Annotated in this window: 17 protein-coding genes and 1 tRNA gene; 8 read left to right on the plus strand and 10 right to left on the minus strand. The window is 69.4% G+C overall.

All coding sequences use genetic code 11. The features are described from left to right. Positions 1 to 35: 35 nt before the first annotated feature. From ACFYX0_RS31520 to ACFYX0_RS31535, 4 genes are all read left to right on the plus strand, one after another. The gene (locus tag ACFYX0_RS31520; RefSeq protein WP_355906606.1) at positions 36 to 197 is read left to right on the plus strand and encodes a hypothetical protein; all 162 of its coding nucleotides are present in this window, start codon (positions 36 to 38) and stop codon (positions 195 to 197) included. Beyond that, positions 194 to 832 carry an aminodeoxychorismate/anthranilate synthase component II gene (locus ACFYX0_RS31525; RefSeq protein ID WP_388975210.1) on the plus strand — a complete coding sequence of 213 codons (639 nt, stop codon included), beginning with the start codon at positions 194 to 196 and terminating at the stop codon, positions 830 to 832. The genes ACFYX0_RS31520 and ACFYX0_RS31525 overlap by 4 nt, the downstream gene beginning before the upstream one ends. After that, positions 829 to 1,992 (plus strand): class E sortase, encoded by a 1,164-nt coding sequence (locus tag ACFYX0_RS31530; protein WP_388975212.1) that lies wholly within the window; start codon positions 829 to 831, stop codon positions 1,990 to 1,992. The genes ACFYX0_RS31525 and ACFYX0_RS31530 overlap by 4 nt, the downstream gene beginning before the upstream one ends. Positions 1,993 to 2,083: 91 nt before the next feature. Continuing rightward, positions 2,084 to 2,848, plus strand: a complete 765-nt coding sequence (locus ACFYX0_RS31535) for a class E sortase (RefSeq protein ID WP_388975215.1) — start codon at positions 2,084 to 2,086, stop codon at positions 2,846 to 2,848. An 80-nt stretch (positions 2,849 to 2,928) separates the two neighbouring features. Here ACFYX0_RS31535 and pknB read toward each other — a convergent pair whose 3' ends face one another. The 6 genes from pknB to ACFYX0_RS31565 all read right to left on the minus strand — a co-directional run bounded on the left by pknB (position 2,929) and on the right by ACFYX0_RS31565 (position 11,024). Next, positions 2,929 to 4,899: a Stk1 family PASTA domain-containing Ser/Thr kinase gene (gene pknB, locus ACFYX0_RS31540; protein ID WP_388975217.1), complete on the minus strand. Its 1,971-nt coding sequence runs from the start codon at positions 4,897 to 4,899 to the stop codon at positions 2,929 to 2,931. 170 nt (positions 4,900 to 5,069) lie between these two features. Then, positions 5,070 to 6,557, minus strand: a complete 1,488-nt coding sequence (locus ACFYX0_RS31545; protein WP_388975220.1) for a peptidoglycan D,D-transpeptidase FtsI family protein — start codon at positions 6,555 to 6,557, stop codon at positions 5,070 to 5,072. Further along, the gene (locus ACFYX0_RS31550) at positions 6,554 to 7,990 is read right to left on the minus strand and encodes an FtsW/RodA/SpoVE family cell cycle protein (protein WP_355906590.1); all 1,437 of its coding nucleotides are present in this window, start codon (positions 7,988 to 7,990) and stop codon (positions 6,554 to 6,556) included. The genes ACFYX0_RS31545 and ACFYX0_RS31550 overlap by 4 nt, the downstream gene beginning before the upstream one ends. Before the next feature lie 27 nt (positions 7,991 to 8,017). Further along, entirely contained in the window at positions 8,018 to 9,559 is a 1,542-nt protein-coding gene (locus ACFYX0_RS31555; protein ID WP_355906816.1) for a Stp1/IreP family PP2C-type Ser/Thr phosphatase, read from the minus strand. A gap of 90 nt (positions 9,560 to 9,649) precedes the next feature. Then, entirely contained in the window at positions 9,650 to 10,162 is a 513-nt protein-coding gene (locus ACFYX0_RS31560; RefSeq protein WP_311693736.1) for an FHA domain-containing protein, read from the minus strand. A gap of 10 nt (positions 10,163 to 10,172) precedes the next feature. Continuing rightward, complete coding sequence (locus tag ACFYX0_RS31565) at positions 10,173 to 11,024, minus strand: DUF3662 and FHA domain-containing protein (RefSeq protein WP_311693734.1); 852 nt, start codon at positions 11,022 to 11,024, stop codon at positions 10,173 to 10,175. Between the two features lie 720 nt (positions 11,025 to 11,744). On the opposite strand from ACFYX0_RS31565, the gene ACFYX0_RS31570 reads away from it, so the two are divergent. Continuing rightward, positions 11,745 to 11,831, plus strand: a tRNA-Leu gene (locus ACFYX0_RS31570). Between the two features lie 201 nt (positions 11,832 to 12,032). On the opposite strand, the gene ACFYX0_RS31575 is transcribed toward ACFYX0_RS31570, so the two are convergent. From ACFYX0_RS31575 to ACFYX0_RS31590, 4 genes are all read right to left on the minus strand, one after another. Next, the gene (locus ACFYX0_RS31575) at positions 12,033 to 12,308 is read right to left on the minus strand and encodes a hypothetical protein (protein ID WP_388975222.1); all 276 of its coding nucleotides are present in this window, start codon (positions 12,306 to 12,308) and stop codon (positions 12,033 to 12,035) included. 71 nt (positions 12,309 to 12,379) lie between these two features. Then, positions 12,380 to 13,021: a class I SAM-dependent methyltransferase gene (locus ACFYX0_RS31580; RefSeq protein ID WP_388975225.1), complete on the minus strand. Its 642-nt coding sequence runs from the start codon at positions 13,019 to 13,021 to the stop codon at positions 12,380 to 12,382. 303 nt (positions 13,022 to 13,324) lie between these two features. Then, positions 13,325 to 14,251 (minus strand): hypothetical protein, encoded by a 927-nt coding sequence (locus ACFYX0_RS31585; protein WP_388975228.1) that lies wholly within the window; start codon positions 14,249 to 14,251, stop codon positions 13,325 to 13,327. Between the two features lie 102 nt (positions 14,252 to 14,353). Then, positions 14,354 to 14,803 (minus strand): hypothetical protein, encoded by a 450-nt coding sequence (locus tag ACFYX0_RS31590; RefSeq protein WP_388975231.1) that lies wholly within the window; start codon positions 14,801 to 14,803, stop codon positions 14,354 to 14,356. Positions 14,804 to 15,034: 231 nt separating this feature from the next. Here ACFYX0_RS31590 and ACFYX0_RS31595 point away from each other — a divergent pair, with 231 nt between their 5' ends. The 3 genes from ACFYX0_RS31595 to ACFYX0_RS31605 all read left to right on the plus strand — a co-directional run. Continuing rightward, positions 15,035 to 15,298, plus strand: coding sequence for an SHOCT domain-containing protein (locus ACFYX0_RS31595; RefSeq protein ID WP_388975234.1), 264 nt, complete (start codon positions 15,035 to 15,037; stop codon positions 15,296 to 15,298). A 160-nt stretch (positions 15,299 to 15,458) separates the two neighbouring features. Beyond that, positions 15,459 to 15,605: a hypothetical protein gene (locus tag ACFYX0_RS31600; RefSeq protein WP_388975236.1), complete on the plus strand. Its 147-nt coding sequence runs from the start codon at positions 15,459 to 15,461 to the stop codon at positions 15,603 to 15,605. A 581-nt stretch (positions 15,606 to 16,186) separates the two neighbouring features. Further along, positions 16,187 to 16,521, plus strand: a 335-nt coding sequence (locus tag ACFYX0_RS31605; protein WP_388975239.1) for an MBL fold metallo-hydrolase, incomplete at its 3' end; no start/stop codon positions are given.

Raw genomic sequence — 16,521 nt, forward strand, 5'->3', positions numbered from 1 at the left:
GGAGTCTGGTGCCGTGGTGAGACGAAAGGGACGGCATGTACGGCTGGATCTGGCGGCATCTGCCGGGGAACGCTTGGGTGAGGGCGCTGATCTCGATCGTCCTGGCCCTGGCGGTGGTCTACGTCCTCTTCCAGTACGTGTTCCCGTGGGCCGAACCGCTGCTGCCCTTCAACGATGTGACGGTGGACAACCAGTGAGCGCGCGCATTCTCGTCGTCGACAACTACGACAGCTTCGTCTTCAACCTGGTGCAGTACCTCTACCAGCTGGGCGCCGAGTGCGAGGTGCTCCGCAACGACGAGGTGTCCACCGCCCACGCGCAGGACGGCTTCGACGGCGTGCTGCTGTCGCCCGGGCCCGGCACTCCCGAGGAGGCCGGCGTCTGCGTCGAGATGGTGCGCCACTGCGCCACGACCGGCGTCCCCCTCTTCGGCGTCTGCCTGGGCATGCAGTCGATGCAGGTGGCCTACGGCGGCGTCGTCGACCGGGCACCGGAACTCCTGCACGGCAAGACCTCCCTGGTCGAGCACGAGGGCAAGGGCGTCTTCGCCGGGCTCCCCTCCCCCTTCACCGCGACCCGCTACCACTCCCTGGCCGCCGAACCGGAGACGGTGCCGGCCGAGCTGGAGATCACGGCACGGACGCACGACGGGATCATCATGGGCCTCAGACATCGCGAACTCCCGGTCGAGGGTGTGCAGTTCCACCCCGAGTCGGTGCTCACCGAGCACGGCCACCGGATGATGGCCAACTGGCTGGCGGAGTGCGGTGACCGGGAGGCCGTGGCGAGGTCGGCGGGGCTCGCCCCGGTGGTGGGCAGGGCCACGGCGTGACCGCGCTGCGCCCCGAGCGCGACTCCGCCGCCTCCTATGGGAACGCCGCGGACCAGGGACCCTCGTACGGGCAGCAGTCGTACGAGGGCGGTGGCGCGTGGCAGGGGCAGGCGTGGCAGGGCGCAGGAGGTCACGGTGACCAGCAGCCCTACGGGCAGCAGGCACCGCAGCAGGGGCAGGACGCGACCGCGGTGTTCCCGGCGTACGAGGAGCCCTCGGCCGCCGCGTCCTACGACACGCGCATGCCGATGGACAGCGAGACGGTCGCGCTGCGCACCGTGGACGCGGGGGAGGCGCGCCGTGCCCCCGGGGCCGCCGCCCCGCAGGGCGGCCGTGCCGCGCGGCGCAAGGCGGCCGGACGGCACGGACGGCGCGGCGGGGGCCCGAGCGGCCCCAGTGGGCCGCAGACGGCCGCTGAGGGCCCTGGGACGGCCTCAGGGGCGCCCAGGTCCCGGGTGGAGGCCCGACGGGCCGCACGGGCCCAGAAGCCCGGTGCCGCGGTGGTCATGAGCCGGCTGGTGGGCGAGCTGTTCATCACCACCGGCGTCGTCATGCTGCTGTTCGTGACCTACCAGCTGTGGTGGTCGAACGTGCGGGCCCACGAGGAGGCGGGCAGCGCCGCCCAGCACCTCCAGCAGGACTGGGCAAGCGGCAAGCGGGCGCCGGGCGTGTTCGCGCCCGGGCAGGGCTTCGCCATCCTGCACATCCCGAAGCTGGACGTGGTCGCCCCGATCGCGGAGGGCACCAGCAAGACCGGGGTCCTCGACAAGGGCATGGTCGGCCACTACGGCGAGGGCAGCCTCAAGACGGCCATGCCGGACGCCAGGACGGGCAACTTCGGGCTCGCGGGGCACCGGAACACGCACGGCGAGCCGTTCCGGTACATCAACCGTCTCCAGCCGGGCGACGCGATCGTGGTGGAGACGCAGGACGACTACTTCGTCTACAAGATGACGTCCACCCTCCCGGTGACCTCGCCGTCCAACACCAGCGTGCTGGCGCCCATACCCAAGGGCTCGGGCTTCACCGCACCGGGCCGCTACATCACCCTCACCACGTGCACGCCGGAGTTCACCAGCACGTACCGGTTGATCGTCTGGGGCAAGATGGTCGAGGAACGCCCGCGCAGCAAGGGCAAGCCGGACGCGCTCATCTCGTAGGGCACGCCGTTCCGAAGCCGCCCATTTCGTGGGCCGCTCATTGGCAAGGCCTGTGGACGCACGGGCACATGGGACAGACGGGGCAGATGCAGTGGGAGTGACGACCGACCAGGACGAGCAGACCGACGCGCCCGCGACCGGTCCCGGCTCCCCCTCCGCGCCGCGGCGCCGCGGGTCCGGCCGGATCGCGTTCGCCGTCAGCGTCCTCGGGGAACTCCTCATCACCGCAGGCCTCGTGCTCGGCCTGTTCGTCGTGTACTCCCTGTGGTGGACGAACGTCCTCGCCGACCGCAAGGCGGACCGGCAGGGCGACGAGGTGCGCGACCACTGGGCGGCCGAGAAGGACAGCGGCCCGGGGGCCCTGGACACCAAGGACGGCATCGGCTTCCTGCACGTGCCCGCCATGCACAACGGCGAGGTGCTGGTCGAGAAGGGCACGTCGACGAGCGTCCTGAACGACGGTGTGGCCGGCTACTACGTCGACCCTGTCAAGGCGGCCCTGCCGATGACAGGCGGGACCGGCAACTTCGCGCTGGCCGCGCACCGCGACGGGCACGGGGCGAAGTTCCACAACATCGACAAGCTGAAGAAGGGCGACCCGGTCGTCTTCGAGACGAAGGACGACTGGTACGTCTACAAGGTCTTCGCGATCCTCCCGGAGACCTCGAAGTACAACGTGAAGGTCCTCACCGCCGTCCCCAAGGAGGCGGGTGTGAAGAAGCCAGGCCACTACATCACCCTGACGACCTGCACCCCGGTCTTCACCTCCGAGTACCGCTACATCGTGTGGGGCGAGCTGGAACGGGTGGAGAAGGTGGACAGCAAGCGGACGCCGCCGAAGGAACTGCAGGACTGACCGCAGCACCTTCGGTCCGGGTGCGACAAGGGCCCGGCACTCTGTCGAGTGCCGGGCCCCGGATCGCCGATCTTCGAAGGTCAGCCGAAGTTGCCGCCGAGGAAGCCGCCGTTGCCGTTGCCGTTGCCCTGGTCCTGGGCGACCAGGGACACCGGGGTGTTCTGGGGGACCTGGGAGCCCGGGGTGGGGTTGGACTGGACGACGGTGGCGTTGGGATCCTGGGAGCCGGCGACGTTGCCGACCTGGAGACCCGCCTGCTGCAGCGCCTGCTCCACGTCCTTCAGCTTCTGGCCCAGGATGTTGTTCGGGACCTGGACCTGCTGGGCCGCCTTGCCGAACTGGACGGTGACCGTCGAGCCCTTCCTGACCGTCTGGCCCGCCCCGGGGTCGATCTTGACGACCTTGCCGACCTGGTTCGGGTCGGTGACGTCCACCTCGACGCAGTTGATGGTCAGGTTGCTGGCCTGCATCTGCTGCTTGGCGGCGTCACAGTTCGCGGCGCTCGTCACGTCCGGCACGGTCGTCGTCGCCGGGGCGACGGCCACCGTCAGCGTGATCGTGGAGCCCTTCTCCTTGTCCACGCCGCCGTCCGGGTCCTGAGCGGTGACGACGCCCGGGGTCTGGTCGGACTCCTGCGTCTTCTGCTCGACCTTGAAGCCCTTGTCCTCGAGCTGGGACTTCGCCCGGTCGAACTGCACGCCGCGGACGTCCGGCACCGTCACCTTCGGGGCGCCCGTCGACACCACGACGTTGATCGCGGTGCCCTTGTCGACCGAGGATTTCGGCAGCGGGTCCTGGGAGCAGACGCTGCCCTTGGACTGATCGTCGCAGGGCTTCCTGGTGACGGTGCCCACCTTCAGGTCGGCGTTCGTCGCCAGCTGCCGCGCGTCCTTCAGGGTCTGCCCCACGAGGTTGGGCACCTCGGTGGAACCGTTGCCCACGCCGTTGCCCGTGAACATCCACTTGCCGATGAGGATCGCGCCGACCAGCACCAGCACACCGGCGACGACCAGCAGGATCGTCGACGTGTTGGACTTCTTCTGGCGGCGGCGGTCCGGGCGGTCGTCGTAGCCGAAGCCGTCGTCCGGGGTCATCGGCGGCAGCATCGTCGTGGCGCCGGCCCCGGGCTCGGCGCGCAGGGCCGTCGTCGCCTGGTCGTCGTGGTAGCCGCCGTAGCCGACGGAACCCATCGCCGCCGTGGCCGCGACCGGCTGGCCGTCGAGGCACGCCTCGATGTCCTGGCGCATCTCGTCGGCGGACTGATAGCGGTAGTCCGGGTCCTTGACCAGCGCCCGGAGCACGATCGCGTCCATCTCGGGCGTGATCTCGGGGTCGAAGACGCTCGGCGGCTGCGGCTCCTCGCGCACGTGCTGGTAGGCCACCGCGACCGGGGAGTCGCCCACGAACGGCGGCCGGACCGTCAGCAGTTCGTACAGCAGGCAACCCGTCGAATACAGGTCGGAACGCGCGTCGACCTGCTCGCCCTTGGCCTGCTCCGGCGAGAGGTACTGGGCCGTTCCGATGACGGCGGCCGTCTGCGTCATCGTCATGCCGGAGTCGCCCATCGCGCGGGCGATACCGAAGTCCATCACCTTGACCTGGCCGTTGCGCGTCAGCATGACGTTCGCCGGCTTGATGTCACGGTGGACGATGCCGCTGCGGTGGGCGTACTCCAGGCCCTGGAGGATGCCGATGGTCATCTCCATGGCCCGCTCCGGCAGCAGCTTGCGGCCGCTGTGAAGAAGCTCACGGAGCGTGGAGCCGTCGACGTACTCCATCACGATGTACGGGATCGAGACCCCGTCGATGTAGTCCTCGCCCGTGTCGTACACCGCGACGATCGCGGGGTGGTTGAGTGAGGCGGCCGACTGGGCCTCCCGGCGGAACCGGGCCTGGAAGGAAGGGTCACGCGCCAGGTCGGCGCGCAGCGTCTTCACTGCCACGGTGCGGCCGAGGCGCGTGTCATGCGCGAGGTAGACCTCCGCCATGCCACCACGACCGAGCACATGGCCCAGCTCGTACCGGCCGCCGAGGCGACGCGGCTCTTCCATAGCTTCCTACCAGCCCTCTCCGTCGGTCCCGACCACACCCGCGTATGGTCCGGCGGTGTGCTGTCCGGGCATACGCTACCCGGCTCGCTTTGTGTGACCTGGCCACATCCGCCACCCGATACAGGACCGGTATCGCAACGTGCACCGATGTGAAGGGGACGTGACAGGGGTCACTTCTTGCTGTTGATGACCGCCTCCATGACGTTCTTCGCGATCGGGGCGGCAAGGCCGCCACCGGAGATGTCGTCACGGTTGGCGTTGTCGTCCTCGACCACCACGGCCACGGCGACCGGCGAGCTGCCGTCACCGAGCTTGGCGAACGAGATGAACCACGCGTACGGCTTCTCGCTGTTGTTCAGACCGTGCTGGGCGGTACCGGTCTTGCCGCCCACGGTGGCGCCGCTGATCTGAGCGTTCTTGCCCGTACCGTCCTTGACGACCGTCTCCATCATCGACTGGAGGATCTGGGCGTTCTTCTCGGACAGCGGACGGCTCATCTCCTGCGGCTGGGTCTGCGTGATCACGTCCAGGCCGGGCGTCTGCAGCTTGTCCACCATGTACGGCTTCATCAGCTTGCCGTCGTTGGCGACCGCCGAGGCGACCATCGCCATCTGCAGCGGGGTCGCGGCCGTCTCGAACTGGCCGATCGAGCTCAGCGCCGTCTGCGGCTTGTCCATGTCCTTGGGGAAGTTGGAGGCGTTGGACCGCACCGGCGTGTACTGCTCGGAGTCGAAGCCGAACTTCTTCGCCTCCTCCAGCATCTTGTCCTTGCCGAGGTCGGCGCCGATCTTGCCGAAGACCGTGTTGCAGGAGAACTGCAGCGCGACCCGCATGGTCGCGTTCTTGCAGGGGATGTTGCCCTCGTTCTTCAGCTCGGTCCTGGTGTTCGGGAGGATGTAGGGCAGCGGGGAGTCGGTGTTCTGGTCCGCGCCGCTGTACAGCCCGTTCTCCAGCGCCGCGGCCGCCGTGACCACCTTGAACGTGGAGCCCGGCGGGTAGGTCTCGCGCAGCGCCCGGTTCAGCATCGGGTCGCTCGGGTCGTTCTTCTTCTGCAGCTGCGTCCACGCCTTGGAGTCGACGGACGTGGAGTTGCCCGCGAACGACGACGGGTCGTACGACGGGTAGGACGCGAGCGCCAGGATCGCGCCCGTCTGCGGGTCGAGCGCGACGGCCGCGCCCTTGCCGCCGACGTTCTTCAGACCGTCGTAGGCGGCCTTCTGCGCGGCCGCGTTGAGCGTGGTGACGACGTTGCCGCCGGACTGCTGCTTGCCGGTCAGCATGTTCAGCGTGTTGCGGAAGAACAGCCGGTCGTCGTCGCCGGTGAGGATGCCGTCCTCGAGGGACTCCAACTGCGTGGCACCGAACGCCTGGGACGCGTAGCCGGTGACCGGCGCCCACATCGCGCCGTCCTTGTAGGTGCGCTTGTACGCGAAGTCGTTGAGGCTGTTGGTGGACGTCTTCTTCGACCCGGTGATCGGGTTGCCGTCGACGATGATGTCGCCGCGGGGCTTGGAGTACCGCGCGATCAGGACCCGGCGGTTGTTCGGGTCCGTGCGCAGCTTGTCGGCTTGGAGGTACTGGAGCCAGTTGTCGCGGACGAGCAGTGCGAGGACGAGGAGCCCGCAGAAGATCGCGATCCGGCGCAGGGGCTTGTTCACGGGCGGACCACCTGGGTCATCTCGGCGTCGGGGTTCGGAGCGGGCGACGGGGCCGGGCGGCGCGCGGTGTCGCTGATGCGCAGCAGGATGCCGATCAGCCCCCAGTTGGCGATGACGGAGGAACCGCCGTACGCCAGGAAGGGCATCGTCATACCGGTCAGCGGGATGAGACCCATGACACCGCCGGCGACCACGAACACCTGGAGCCCGAAGGCGCCGGACAGGCCCACCGCGAGCAGCTTGCCGAACGGGTCGCGGGCGGCGAGGGCGGTGCGCACGCCGCGCTCCACGATCAGACCGTAGATCAGCAGAAGCGCCATGATGCCGGCCAGGCCCAGCTCCTCGCCGAAGGTCGCGAGGATGAAGTCGGAGTTGGCCGCGAACCGGATGAGTTCGGAGTGGCCCTGGCCGAGACCGGTGCCGAGGGTGCCGCCGGAGCCGAACGCCCACAGCGCCTGCATGGCCTGCTCGGAGTGGCCGGCGACGCCCTGCCGGCTGAGCGTGAACTCCTTCATCGGGTCCATCCAGGCCTGGACACGCTGCTGCACATGCGGCTCGAACGACGCCACACCGACCGCGCCGACCGCGGACATCAGCAGACCGAAGACGATCCAGCTGGTCCGCTCCGTGGCGACGTACAGCATGATGACGAACATTCCGAAGAACAGCAGCGACGTACCGAGGTCGGTCTCGAAGACCAGGATGAGGATCGAGATCGCCCACACGACGAGGATCGGGCCGAGGTCGCGGCCGCGCGGCAGGTACAGGCCCATGAAGCGGCGGCTGGCCAGGGCGAGCGCGTCCCGCTTGACCATCAGATAGCCGGCGAAGAAGACCGCCAGCACGATCTTGGCGAACTCACCGGGCTGGATGCTGAAGCTGCCGACGTGGATCCAGATCTTCGCGCCGTAGATGTTGGCGCCGAGACCCGGGACGAGCGGCAGCAGGAGGAGGACGATCGCGCCCACCATGGAGATGTACGTGTAGCGCTGAAGGACCCGGTGGTCCTTCAGGAAGATCAGCACGACGGCGAAGAGGGCGATGCCCATCGCGGTGTACAGCAGCTGACGGGGCGCAGCGGTGCCGGCCTGCTTGATGGCCTGCAGCAGCTTCGACTGGTCCAGTCGCCAGATGACGACCAGGCCGAGCCCGTTCAGCAGTGTCGCGAGCGGCAGCAGCAAGGGATCCGCGTACGGGGCGAACTTCCGTACGACGAGATGGCCCACCCCGGCCAGCAGACCGAGGCCGAGGCCGTAGCTCAGCAGGCCGGGCGGCACCTTGTTGTTGATGGCGAGGCCCACGTTGGCGTAGGCGAACACCGGAATGACGACGGCGAAGACGAGCAGCGCCAGTTCGGTGTTGCGGCGGCTCGGCGCGCCGATCGCGCCGATCGTGGACGTGTGATGCGTCGTCGTGTTCGTACTGCTGCTCATGGTGTGACAGGGCCCCTCACGGCTTGCTTACTGCTTACCGCACAGTGAGACGACCTTCTGCTCTTCCTCCGAGAGGGTGGGTCCGGGTGTGGGAGTGGGTGCGGTCGGTGACTTGGAGGTCGGCGCCGAGGACGTCGGCGATGGCGAGGCCTTGGACGTCTGGGAGGTCTTTGTGGTTCCCGTGGCGGTCCCGCCCGGCTTCGTGCTGCTCTGGCTGTCGATCTTCTGGCGCTCGCTCTCCTTCTGGCACGCGGACGCCTGCACCGACAGCTCGGAGATCTTCGCCTGGGCCGCAGTGAGGCCGCCCTCGGCGATGGTGGCCCGGATCTGCTTCTGCTGATACGGCGGCAGGTACTTGAGTTCGATCTCGGGGTGGTCCTTCTCCACCTTCGACAGCGACACCCAGGCGAGGTCCTGGCTGAGACCGCGGTAGAGCGCCACATGCTCACCGTTGGCGCCGACGTAGTACTGCGTCTGCGTCCACTGGTAGGCGCCGTAGCAGCCGCCGCCGATCACGCCGAGCACGAGAGCCGTGTAGAAGGATCTCTTCAGCCACCTGCGGCCCTTGCGCGGTTTGATGAAGTCCTCGTCGGTGTAGTCGCCGAAGCTGCCCGCCGGGGCGTAGCCGTCGGTGTCACCGCTGCCGGGCGGGCCGAACTCGCCGCCGCCCTGTCCGGGCACCTGCCGGCCGAGACCGGCGGCGCGGCCCGCGGGCGTCTGCATGATGCCGTTGTCGTGCAGGTGGAGCTGGTTCTCGGCGACCGCGCCCACCACGACTGGGGTGTCGGACAGCTGCCCGGCGAGGGTGTCCCCGGTGTCCAGGTCGAGGACGTCGGCCACGATGACCGTGATGTTGTCGGGGCCGCCCCCGCGCAGCGCGAGCTGGATCAGCTCCTGCACGGTCTCCTGCGGGCCCTGGTAGCTGGCGAGGGTCTCCTCCATCGTCTGGTGGGAGACCACTCCGGACAGGCCGTCGGAGCAGATCAGATACCGGTCGCCGGCCCGCACCTCACGGATCGACAGGTCGGGCTCGACGTGGTCGCCGCTGCCCAGCGCCCGCATCAGCAGCGAGCGCTGCGGATGGGTCGTGGCCTCCTCCTCGGTGATGCGGCCCTCGTCGACGAGCCGCTGCACCCAGGTGTGGTCCTGGGTGATCTGCGTCAGGACACCGTCCCGCAGCAGATACGCGCGTGAGTCGCCGACGTGCACGAGACCGAGCCGCTGACCGGTCCACAGCAGAGCGGTGAGCGTGGTCCCCATGCCCTCGAGTTGGGGGTCCTCCTCCACCATCGCCCGCAACTGGTCGTTGGCGCGCTGCACCGCCGTGCCGAGCGAGGTGAGGATGTCCGAGCCCGGGATGTCGTCGTCGAGCGCGACGATCGTGGAGATCACCTCGGAGGAGGCGACCTCGCCGGCGGCCTGGCCGCCCATCCCGTCGGCGATCGCGAGCAGCCGCGGACCGGCGTAACCGGAGTCCTCGTTGCCCTCGCGGATCATGCCTTTGTGCGATCCGGCGGCGAAGCGCAGTGACAGACTCATGCGCACCTCGCCCGTCGGCTCCGGGTACATCCGCACGGTGCCCACCCTCCGGTCGGGAGCGCGCCGGGGCCCATGGTGAGGACCGCCGCTGCGTGCTCGCTCCGCTCGCTCATTGTCGTACTACTTCCGCAGCTCGATGACGGTCTTGCCGATGCGGATCGGCGCACCCAGCGGGATCGGTGTGGGGGTCGTCAGCCGGTTCCGGTCGAGGTACGTGCCGTTCGTGGACCCGAGGTCCTCGACGATCCACTGGCCGTCCCGGTCGGGGTAGATCCGGGCGTGCCGGCTGGAGGCGTAGTCGTCGTCCAGCACGATGGTGCTGTCGTGGGCGCGGCCGAGCGTGATGGTCTGGCCCTGCAGCGCGACCGTCGTGCCGGTCAGGGATCCCTCGGACACGACCAGCTTGGTGGGGGCACCTCGGCGCTGGCGGTTGCCGCTCGGCTGCTGCCGCTGCGGCGGCGGCCCCGCCGGCCGGGCTGCCTGCTGCGCCCGTCCGGCGTCACGGCGCGCGCCGCGCTGTGTGACACGCGTACCGAACAGGTCGCTGCGGATGACCTGCACGGCCACGATCACGAACAGCCACAGTACGGCCAGGAAACCCAGCCGCATGACCGTGAGGGTCAGCTCTGACATTGCCCCCGCTTCACCCTTCGGCTTGCCGGTAAATGATGGTGGTGCTGCCCACGACGATCCGCGAGCCGTCGCGGAGCGTAGCGCGGGTGGTGTGCTGCCCGTCCACCACGATGCCGTTGGTGGACCCGAGATCCTGGATCGTCGAGGGCGTTCCGGTCCGGATCTCACAGTGCCGGCGGGAGACGCCGGGATCGTCGATCCGCACGTCCGCCTCGGTGCTGCGACCCAGCACCAGCGTCGGACGGGAGATCTGATGGCGGGTGCCGTTGATCTCGATCCAGTAGCGGGTGCGGCCGCCGGATGCCGGAGCGGCACCGGGACGCTGGCCCGCGGGCTGCGGGTACCCATAGCCGCCGGGGCGACCGCCGGGCGGCGGCGCGGTCGGCATGGGCGGTGCTCCCGCCGGCGCGGCGGACGGCGGATAGCCGTAGCCGCCCGGGGCCTGCCGCCCGGAGGGGGCGGCGGGGGCGGAAGCCTGCTGATCGGTGGAGGAGGCCAGGGTGCGGCTGCGCACCCGGTACAGACCGGTGTCGAGGTCGTCGGCCTTCTCCAGATGGACCTTGATCGGGCCCATGAAGGTGTAGCGCTGCTGCTTGGCGTAGTCGCCGACCATGCCGGCCAGCTCGTCGCCGAGCTGGCCCGAGTACGGGCTCAGGCGCTCGTAGTCCGGCGCGCTCAGCTCCACGATGAAGTCGTTGGGGACCACGGTCCGGTCGCGGTTCCAGATCGTCGCGTTGTTGTCGCACTCGCGCTGCAGCGCGCCGGCGATCTCCACGGGCTGGACCTCGGACTTGAAGACCTTGGCGAAGGTGCCGTTGACCAGACCTTCGAGACGCTGCTCGAACTTCTTCAGGACTCCCATGGGGCACCTCCTCCGTCGTTGCCGTCCTGGGTACTGCTTACCTGGTACTGCTTACTGATCGTATCCACGCGCCGGAAAATCGGCTGGTTCCCCCTGTCGGCCCTGTCGACCGGTGTCGACGCCTGCGGCGTTCCCTCCGGAAGACCTCTTCGAACTCCTTCTGCTCGTACTGCGTGCCCGTACCGCGTGCGCGCACTCCTGTGCATGGATCGTAGAGGCGGCTGCAGACCAGTGTCCCGCACCTGACCGCGGACCCTGCCCCCTCCTGGCGAGATGGGCGGGACCGGTACGAGGTTGATACGTGAACCGATTCGGCTTGAGACGTTGGGTGGGGGTGAGGGACGGGGGTGCTGAGGGGCGGAGACAGGGCGGTGGGGCGGGGGTCTCGGGCCGTGGGCCGTGGGCCGTGGGTGCTTGGGGGCCGGGTCGGCGGGGCTGAGGTTGTGGGGCGTGGCGTGGCGTGGGAGGGGGCGGGTGTCGGGGCTGCGCTCGGCGGCGGGGTGCGGGGTCAGGTGTGAGTGCCGGGCGGCGGTGGACCGCAGGTGGGGGCCGGTCCGGGGGGTGAGTGCCTTCCGTCGCTGGTCGCAGGGGGGTGCGGGCGGGCGGGGCGGTAGCCCTGGGGGAAAGGGATGTGAACCCACCCTCTCCACCGTGCTAATCTTCTGGATGTCGGAAGGCGCCAGCACCGAAAAGGAGCGGGAGTCGGAGGACACACCCAATGCGCGGGTGGCGGAATAGGCAGACGCGCTGGATTCAGGTTCCAGTGCCCGCAAGGGCGTGGGGGTTCAACTCCCCCCTCGCGCACCACGAGGTACCGACGAAACGGGTCTCTCACAGTGACGAAAGTCCTGGAGGGGCCCGTTTCGCGTTGTTTCAACTCAGATGTGAGATACCGCACGGCCCGCGATCAGGAGCGTCCAGGGGCCCGGCAGTACGTGAGGTATCTCACGGACGGCGCTCTGCTCCTGATCCTGCTGATTGTCCTTCGACAGAACCTGGTTGGTCGGTCTACGCCGCCGGTATCAGGTGGCCGGTCGGGGTCCAGGACCTTGGTTCTTTGGTCTTCCGGCGGTGATGGGTGCGGCGGCGTGGTCGTTCGCTGTTCAGCGCCAGAGTGTCCAGCCACTTCCTGATTATGCGGCGGTTGGCGTGGGCCGGCTGGAAGGCGAGCAGGATCGTCTGGGCCGCGATGCCGCGGATGCGGCGGGAGCCTGCGGCCTCGATCCCCTCGGCCAGAGGGCTCTTCGCGTAGCCGTTGTAGCCCAGGGCGGGTGGGCTTCGCACATGCAGCGGAACCGCTCGACGGCCCAGCAGGCCCGCTTACGCGTTCGGCATCGGTGGAAGGCGGAGGCGTCTCAGTGGGCGCGGCGCAGGACGGCCCAGCTGCCCCAGCCGGCTTCGGCTTCGACGGCCTGCCACCGGCCGGGCAGGGCTGCTGTGACCTTGTCGGCGGGCAGGTACAGCGGTCCGTCGCTACCGAGCTGGTTGATCCATAGCAGTACACCGTCGAAGGCCAGGACACGGGCGGCTTCGGCGGGGAACAGCAGCATGTCGATCGCGGCGATGACGGTGACGGAGCCCTCGGGCAGCGGCAGGGCGCCGGCGTCGGCCTGGACCCGTAGCGGTGAGCGGCCCTGAGCCTGCTGCAGCATGGCCATCGACAGGTCCACGCTGATCACCTGAGGGAAGGCCTCTGCCGGCAATGGGGAGAACAGGCCGGTTCCCGAGCCCAGTTCGACACATCGGCCCCTGGGCAACGGCCCGCCACGGGCCAGCGCGTCGCGCACGGGGTCGTCGCGGCCGGTGGCACGGGTCGTGTCCCAGTCGGTGGCGAGCTGGTCGAACTGTTCGGCGATGAACTGAGCCGTCTCTGTTGTCCGGAGCCGTCGGCCGGCGGCCAGGTCTTGGGCGAACTTCCGAAAGGCGTCCGCGGTGCCGGGCGGCGGGAGCGGTTTGCCGACCGGGCTGGGCAGGACGCGCGGCAAGGTGGCAGTCACGGAGGTAGTCCAGCGTGTCCGTGGTTCAGGCGGATCGGCCGGGGGGTGGATGAACCCTCCACCCGCGGGTGGAGGGCCCCCTCATTGGTGTCCGCCGTGGGTGCTCCCGGAGTGGTGCTCGTCCTGCATGTGGTCGCCGCGGTCCTGGGCGGTTTCGGGTGAGCCGCCCATCATGCGCACTCTGGTCAGGCCTGCCTTCCCTTCAAGGGGCGCCGTACGAGCAGCGGACACGTCCACTGCCGGAAAGTCCCCTGCCAGATGGGGAGCGGGGCGCCGCCGCAGGGGGCGGCGCCCCGCTGGGGGTCAGCCGACGTGCAGGGTCAGGGCGGCCGTGTGGAGCGTCCCGCCGGTCTGGAACTGCAGGAACAGCCGCCAGTTGCCAGAAGTGGGCAGCTCGGCGTGGAAGTTCAGACTGGGGCCGCCGTGGTCGTCGGTCACCTTGGTGGTCGGGTGGAGGTGGGCGAATGCGACGTCGCCTTCGTGGAAGGCGGTCAGGTGGGCGTAGGTGTCCAGGTAGGGCTGCAGGTCGGTGACGGGCTTGCCGTCCTTGCCGACGGAGACGGTCAGCGGGTGCGCCATGCCCGCCATGACCTCGCCCTTGACGGTGACGGTGTATCCGTCGACCTGCGTACTGCCGGCGGGAGCGGGCAGCGGGGTCTTCGTAGCGTTGCCGGGCACAGTGAAGGTGCGCGACAGCACGAAGTCCTTGCCCTTGCCGGGCCCGGCGGCGGGGGTGAAGGAGGCGAACATGCGCCAGGAGCCCGGGGTGAGGGAGCCCAGGTCGGCGCTCCAGGTGCCGTCGTCGGTCATGGTGGGGTGGATGTGCTGGAAGCCGGTCAGGTCGGAGCGGATGGCGTAGAAGTGCATCCGCTTGGTCTGGTCGAGGGCGAAGTCGGTGACCGGCTTGCCGTCCGGCCCCGTGACCGTGAACCGGTAGGCGGCCTGCTTGCCTGATGGCAAGGTCGCGTCCTTGGAGGTGAGGCGGTAGCCGTCCTTCGTGTCGGACAGGCCGTTGCCGGTGGCCATGTGGTCCATTCCGGGCATGTCACCCATCGCTTGCGATGCGCTGGGTGAGGAGGACGCGGTGGACTTGGAGCCGTGGTCCATACCGGGCATGGACGATGAGCTGCTGGAGGAACCGCAGGCAGCCAGCGCCAGCGCGAGAGCAGCTGCGGCGCCGGCCGCTGCGAGGCTGCGTCGGCGCGCGGTGAAACGGGAAGAAGGGGACATCGACGTAGGTCTTTCCGGGTGGGCGCACCACACCGGTGGTGCGCGGAAACGAGCAGGGCACGGTGCCGGTCCCGGCGTGAGCCTGGATCCGGCGCGTGCCTGTCACGTCCGCGCGATGCATACCTGAAGCAGGAGATCTCGTCCGCAGTCCGGTGGCCCGCGCCGTCCGGTCCCGGCGGCCGCCGCCCGCAGTCGGGCTGGCGTCCACAGAGCGAGTCCTCCGGCACCTGCTACGGCGAGCAGGCCGGGGGCGGGCAGGGGAGTCCGCTCGTGGGCCGGGGTGGAGACGCACAGCATCCCCGGCATCCCGGTGGTGTCGGCGGCCCGGACGGCGGGAGCGGAACCGTGTGCGGGAGGCACGGCTGTGGTCATCGCTGCTGGGTCGTGGCCGCCGGTCGGCAGCGAGGCCGCCATCGCGGGCATGGCGCCGTGGCAGCCCTCCGCGGCCGTGGTCGGGGCGCCGTGCATGAGGAACAGGCCCAACAGCACCGCGCACACCGCCAGCAGCCGGGTGATGCCCCGCCTGCCTGCCTGTGCGCTGTCCACGGTCATGCCCTTTCCCGTTCAGTGCCTGCTATCCCGACCATACCCCGGGCGGGTATCGGATTTCATCCTGCGCCCGGCTACCCCGTACCTGGGAGGGGGCGCAATGGCCCACTGGCCGGGGACCGTCCGGCCCCAGACCGCCACGCCCGGCGGCGCGACGATGCAAGAGAAGGCGAAAGTCGCTGGATGCCCCTCCGTATCCGGCTCACGGAACTGGGCCGAAGCAGGTGAGTGGCGATGATGTTCTGGTACGACCATGACGTCAGCGGCTGGGGCTGGTTCGCGATGTCGGCCGGCATGATCCTGTTCTGGGCGCTGATCATCACAGTCGCCGTGCTGCTCTTCCGCGCCCTCGATCGGCCCCAGGAGCACACCCGCACCCCGGCCCCACCCTCGGCCGAGGACATCCTCCGTGAGCGGCTGGCCCGTGGGGAGATCGACGAGGAGGAGTACCGGCGCCTCCTGAACGCACTGCACGCCGGGCCTCTCGCCAAACCGTGACAGCACGGCCGGAGCCGTTTACGGCCGAGACCCCTCCGTTGAAGGAGGCGCGTCATTGACAAGCGAAACTCCGGACTGTGGGCTCTCGCCCTCGCGGTCATCGTGATCGAGGCCTTGGGTCCGGGCGTCTCCGCTGCACAGTCTGATCCGGCTCGCCCTGGTGGTGGCCTCCCCGTTGATGATGCTCGTCGTGATGCGCGGCATGCACGGCCAGGACACGCACGGCGGACACGATCAGCACCGCGACGATCGGCACGAGGACCTTCTGCACAAGCACGACCACCCCGCAGGGGCTGGGCAGCCCTGACCGCATGGGGCTGAGTGCGATGGCCGCCATGGTCGCCACACTGATCAGGCTGCTGGTCCTGGGCGCCCTCGCCCACGGCATCACCCGCCTGTTCGGCAGTGATGAGCCCCCCGCCCACCGCTGGCTCGCCTGCGAGGCGGCCGGCGTGCCCCCCTGGAAGCCGCCGAGCTGCGACAGGTGGGCCTGCGCCTGCATCGACGGCTACGCCTCGTGCCCGCTGGTGACCGCCCGCCACCGAATGCTCCTCGCTGAGTCCGACTACGCCCTGAAGCCCTCGCCCACCTTCCCGCTGATCGACACCTTCAAGGAACGGCGCGACATCTGGGTGTTCAAGCGATATGTCCTGCCCAGGTGTACTGGCATGACATGCTGCCCGGCCGCCTCTGACCGACCGGCCCGGGCTTCCCCCCCGACCCGGGCCGGTCTCAGGTGTACCGGGCAGGCGCATCAGGCGCACGCGGCGGACGGCAGCCGGTGCGGCCGCCAGGGGTGCACGCGCACGCTCCGCAATACTCCTAGGGGTATTACGTGTTTGGATGTATACCCCGGGGGGTAATTTCAATGGGAAGGGAAAGATCTCCGTGTTCTTCATCGACACCATTGACCTAAAAGGCCTCGGCAACCGCAGCTACCTCGCCGGGGGCCAGCAGACGGCCGTGGTCGTCGACCCGCCGCGCGACTTCGACCAGGTGCTGGCGGTGGCCGCGCGCCGTGGTACACGGATCTCGCATGTGGTGGAGACCCACATCCACAACGACTACGTCACCGGCGGTCTGGAGCTGGCCCGGGTGACCGGTGCCGCCTACCTGGTGCCGACCGGCGCACGCGTGTCGTTCGCGCGGGTGCCGGTGGCCGACGGCGACACCGCCACCATCGACGGCGGGCTGGAGCTGCGCGCCGTCGCCACGCCCGGCCA

The organism is Streptomyces sp. NPDC002573 (genome assembly GCF_042889625.1).
Classification (GTDB): Bacteria; Actinomycetota; Actinomycetes; order Streptomycetales; family Streptomycetaceae; genus Streptomyces; species Streptomyces gibsoniae.

What these genes read in the sequence shown, in the direction of transcription:
- ACFYX0_RS31520 (WP_355906606.1), top strand. Translation starts at nt 36, where the DNA reads ATGTACGGCTGGATCTGGCGGCATCTGCCGGGGAACGCTTGGGTGAGG.
- pknB (WP_388975217.1), bottom strand. Translation starts at nt 4,899, where the DNA reads ATGGAAGAGCCGCGTCGCCTCGGCGGCCGGTACGAGCTGGGCCATGTG.
- ACFYX0_RS31550 (WP_355906590.1), bottom strand. Translation starts at nt 7,990, where the DNA reads ATGAGCAGCAGTACGAACACGACGACGCATCACACGTCCACGATCGGC.
- ACFYX0_RS31555 (WP_355906816.1), bottom strand. Translation starts at nt 9,559, where the DNA reads ATGTACCCGGAGCCGACGGGCGAGGTGCGCATGAGTCTGTCACTGCGC.
- ACFYX0_RS31560 (WP_311693736.1), bottom strand. Translation starts at nt 10,162, where the DNA reads ATGTCAGAGCTGACCCTCACGGTCATGCGGCTGGGTTTCCTGGCCGTA.
- ACFYX0_RS31565 (WP_311693734.1), bottom strand. Translation starts at nt 11,024, where the DNA reads ATGGGAGTCCTGAAGAAGTTCGAGCAGCGTCTCGAAGGTCTGGTCAAC.
- ACFYX0_RS31585 (WP_388975228.1), bottom strand. Translation starts at nt 14,251, where the DNA reads ATGTCCCCTTCTTCCCGTTTCACCGCGCGCCGACGCAGCCTCGCAGCG.
- ACFYX0_RS31590 (WP_388975231.1), bottom strand. Translation starts at nt 14,803, where the DNA reads ATGACCGTGGACAGCGCACAGGCAGGCAGGCGGGGCATCACCCGGCTG.
- ACFYX0_RS31595 (WP_388975234.1), top strand. Translation starts at nt 15,035, where the DNA reads ATGATGTTCTGGTACGACCATGACGTCAGCGGCTGGGGCTGGTTCGCG.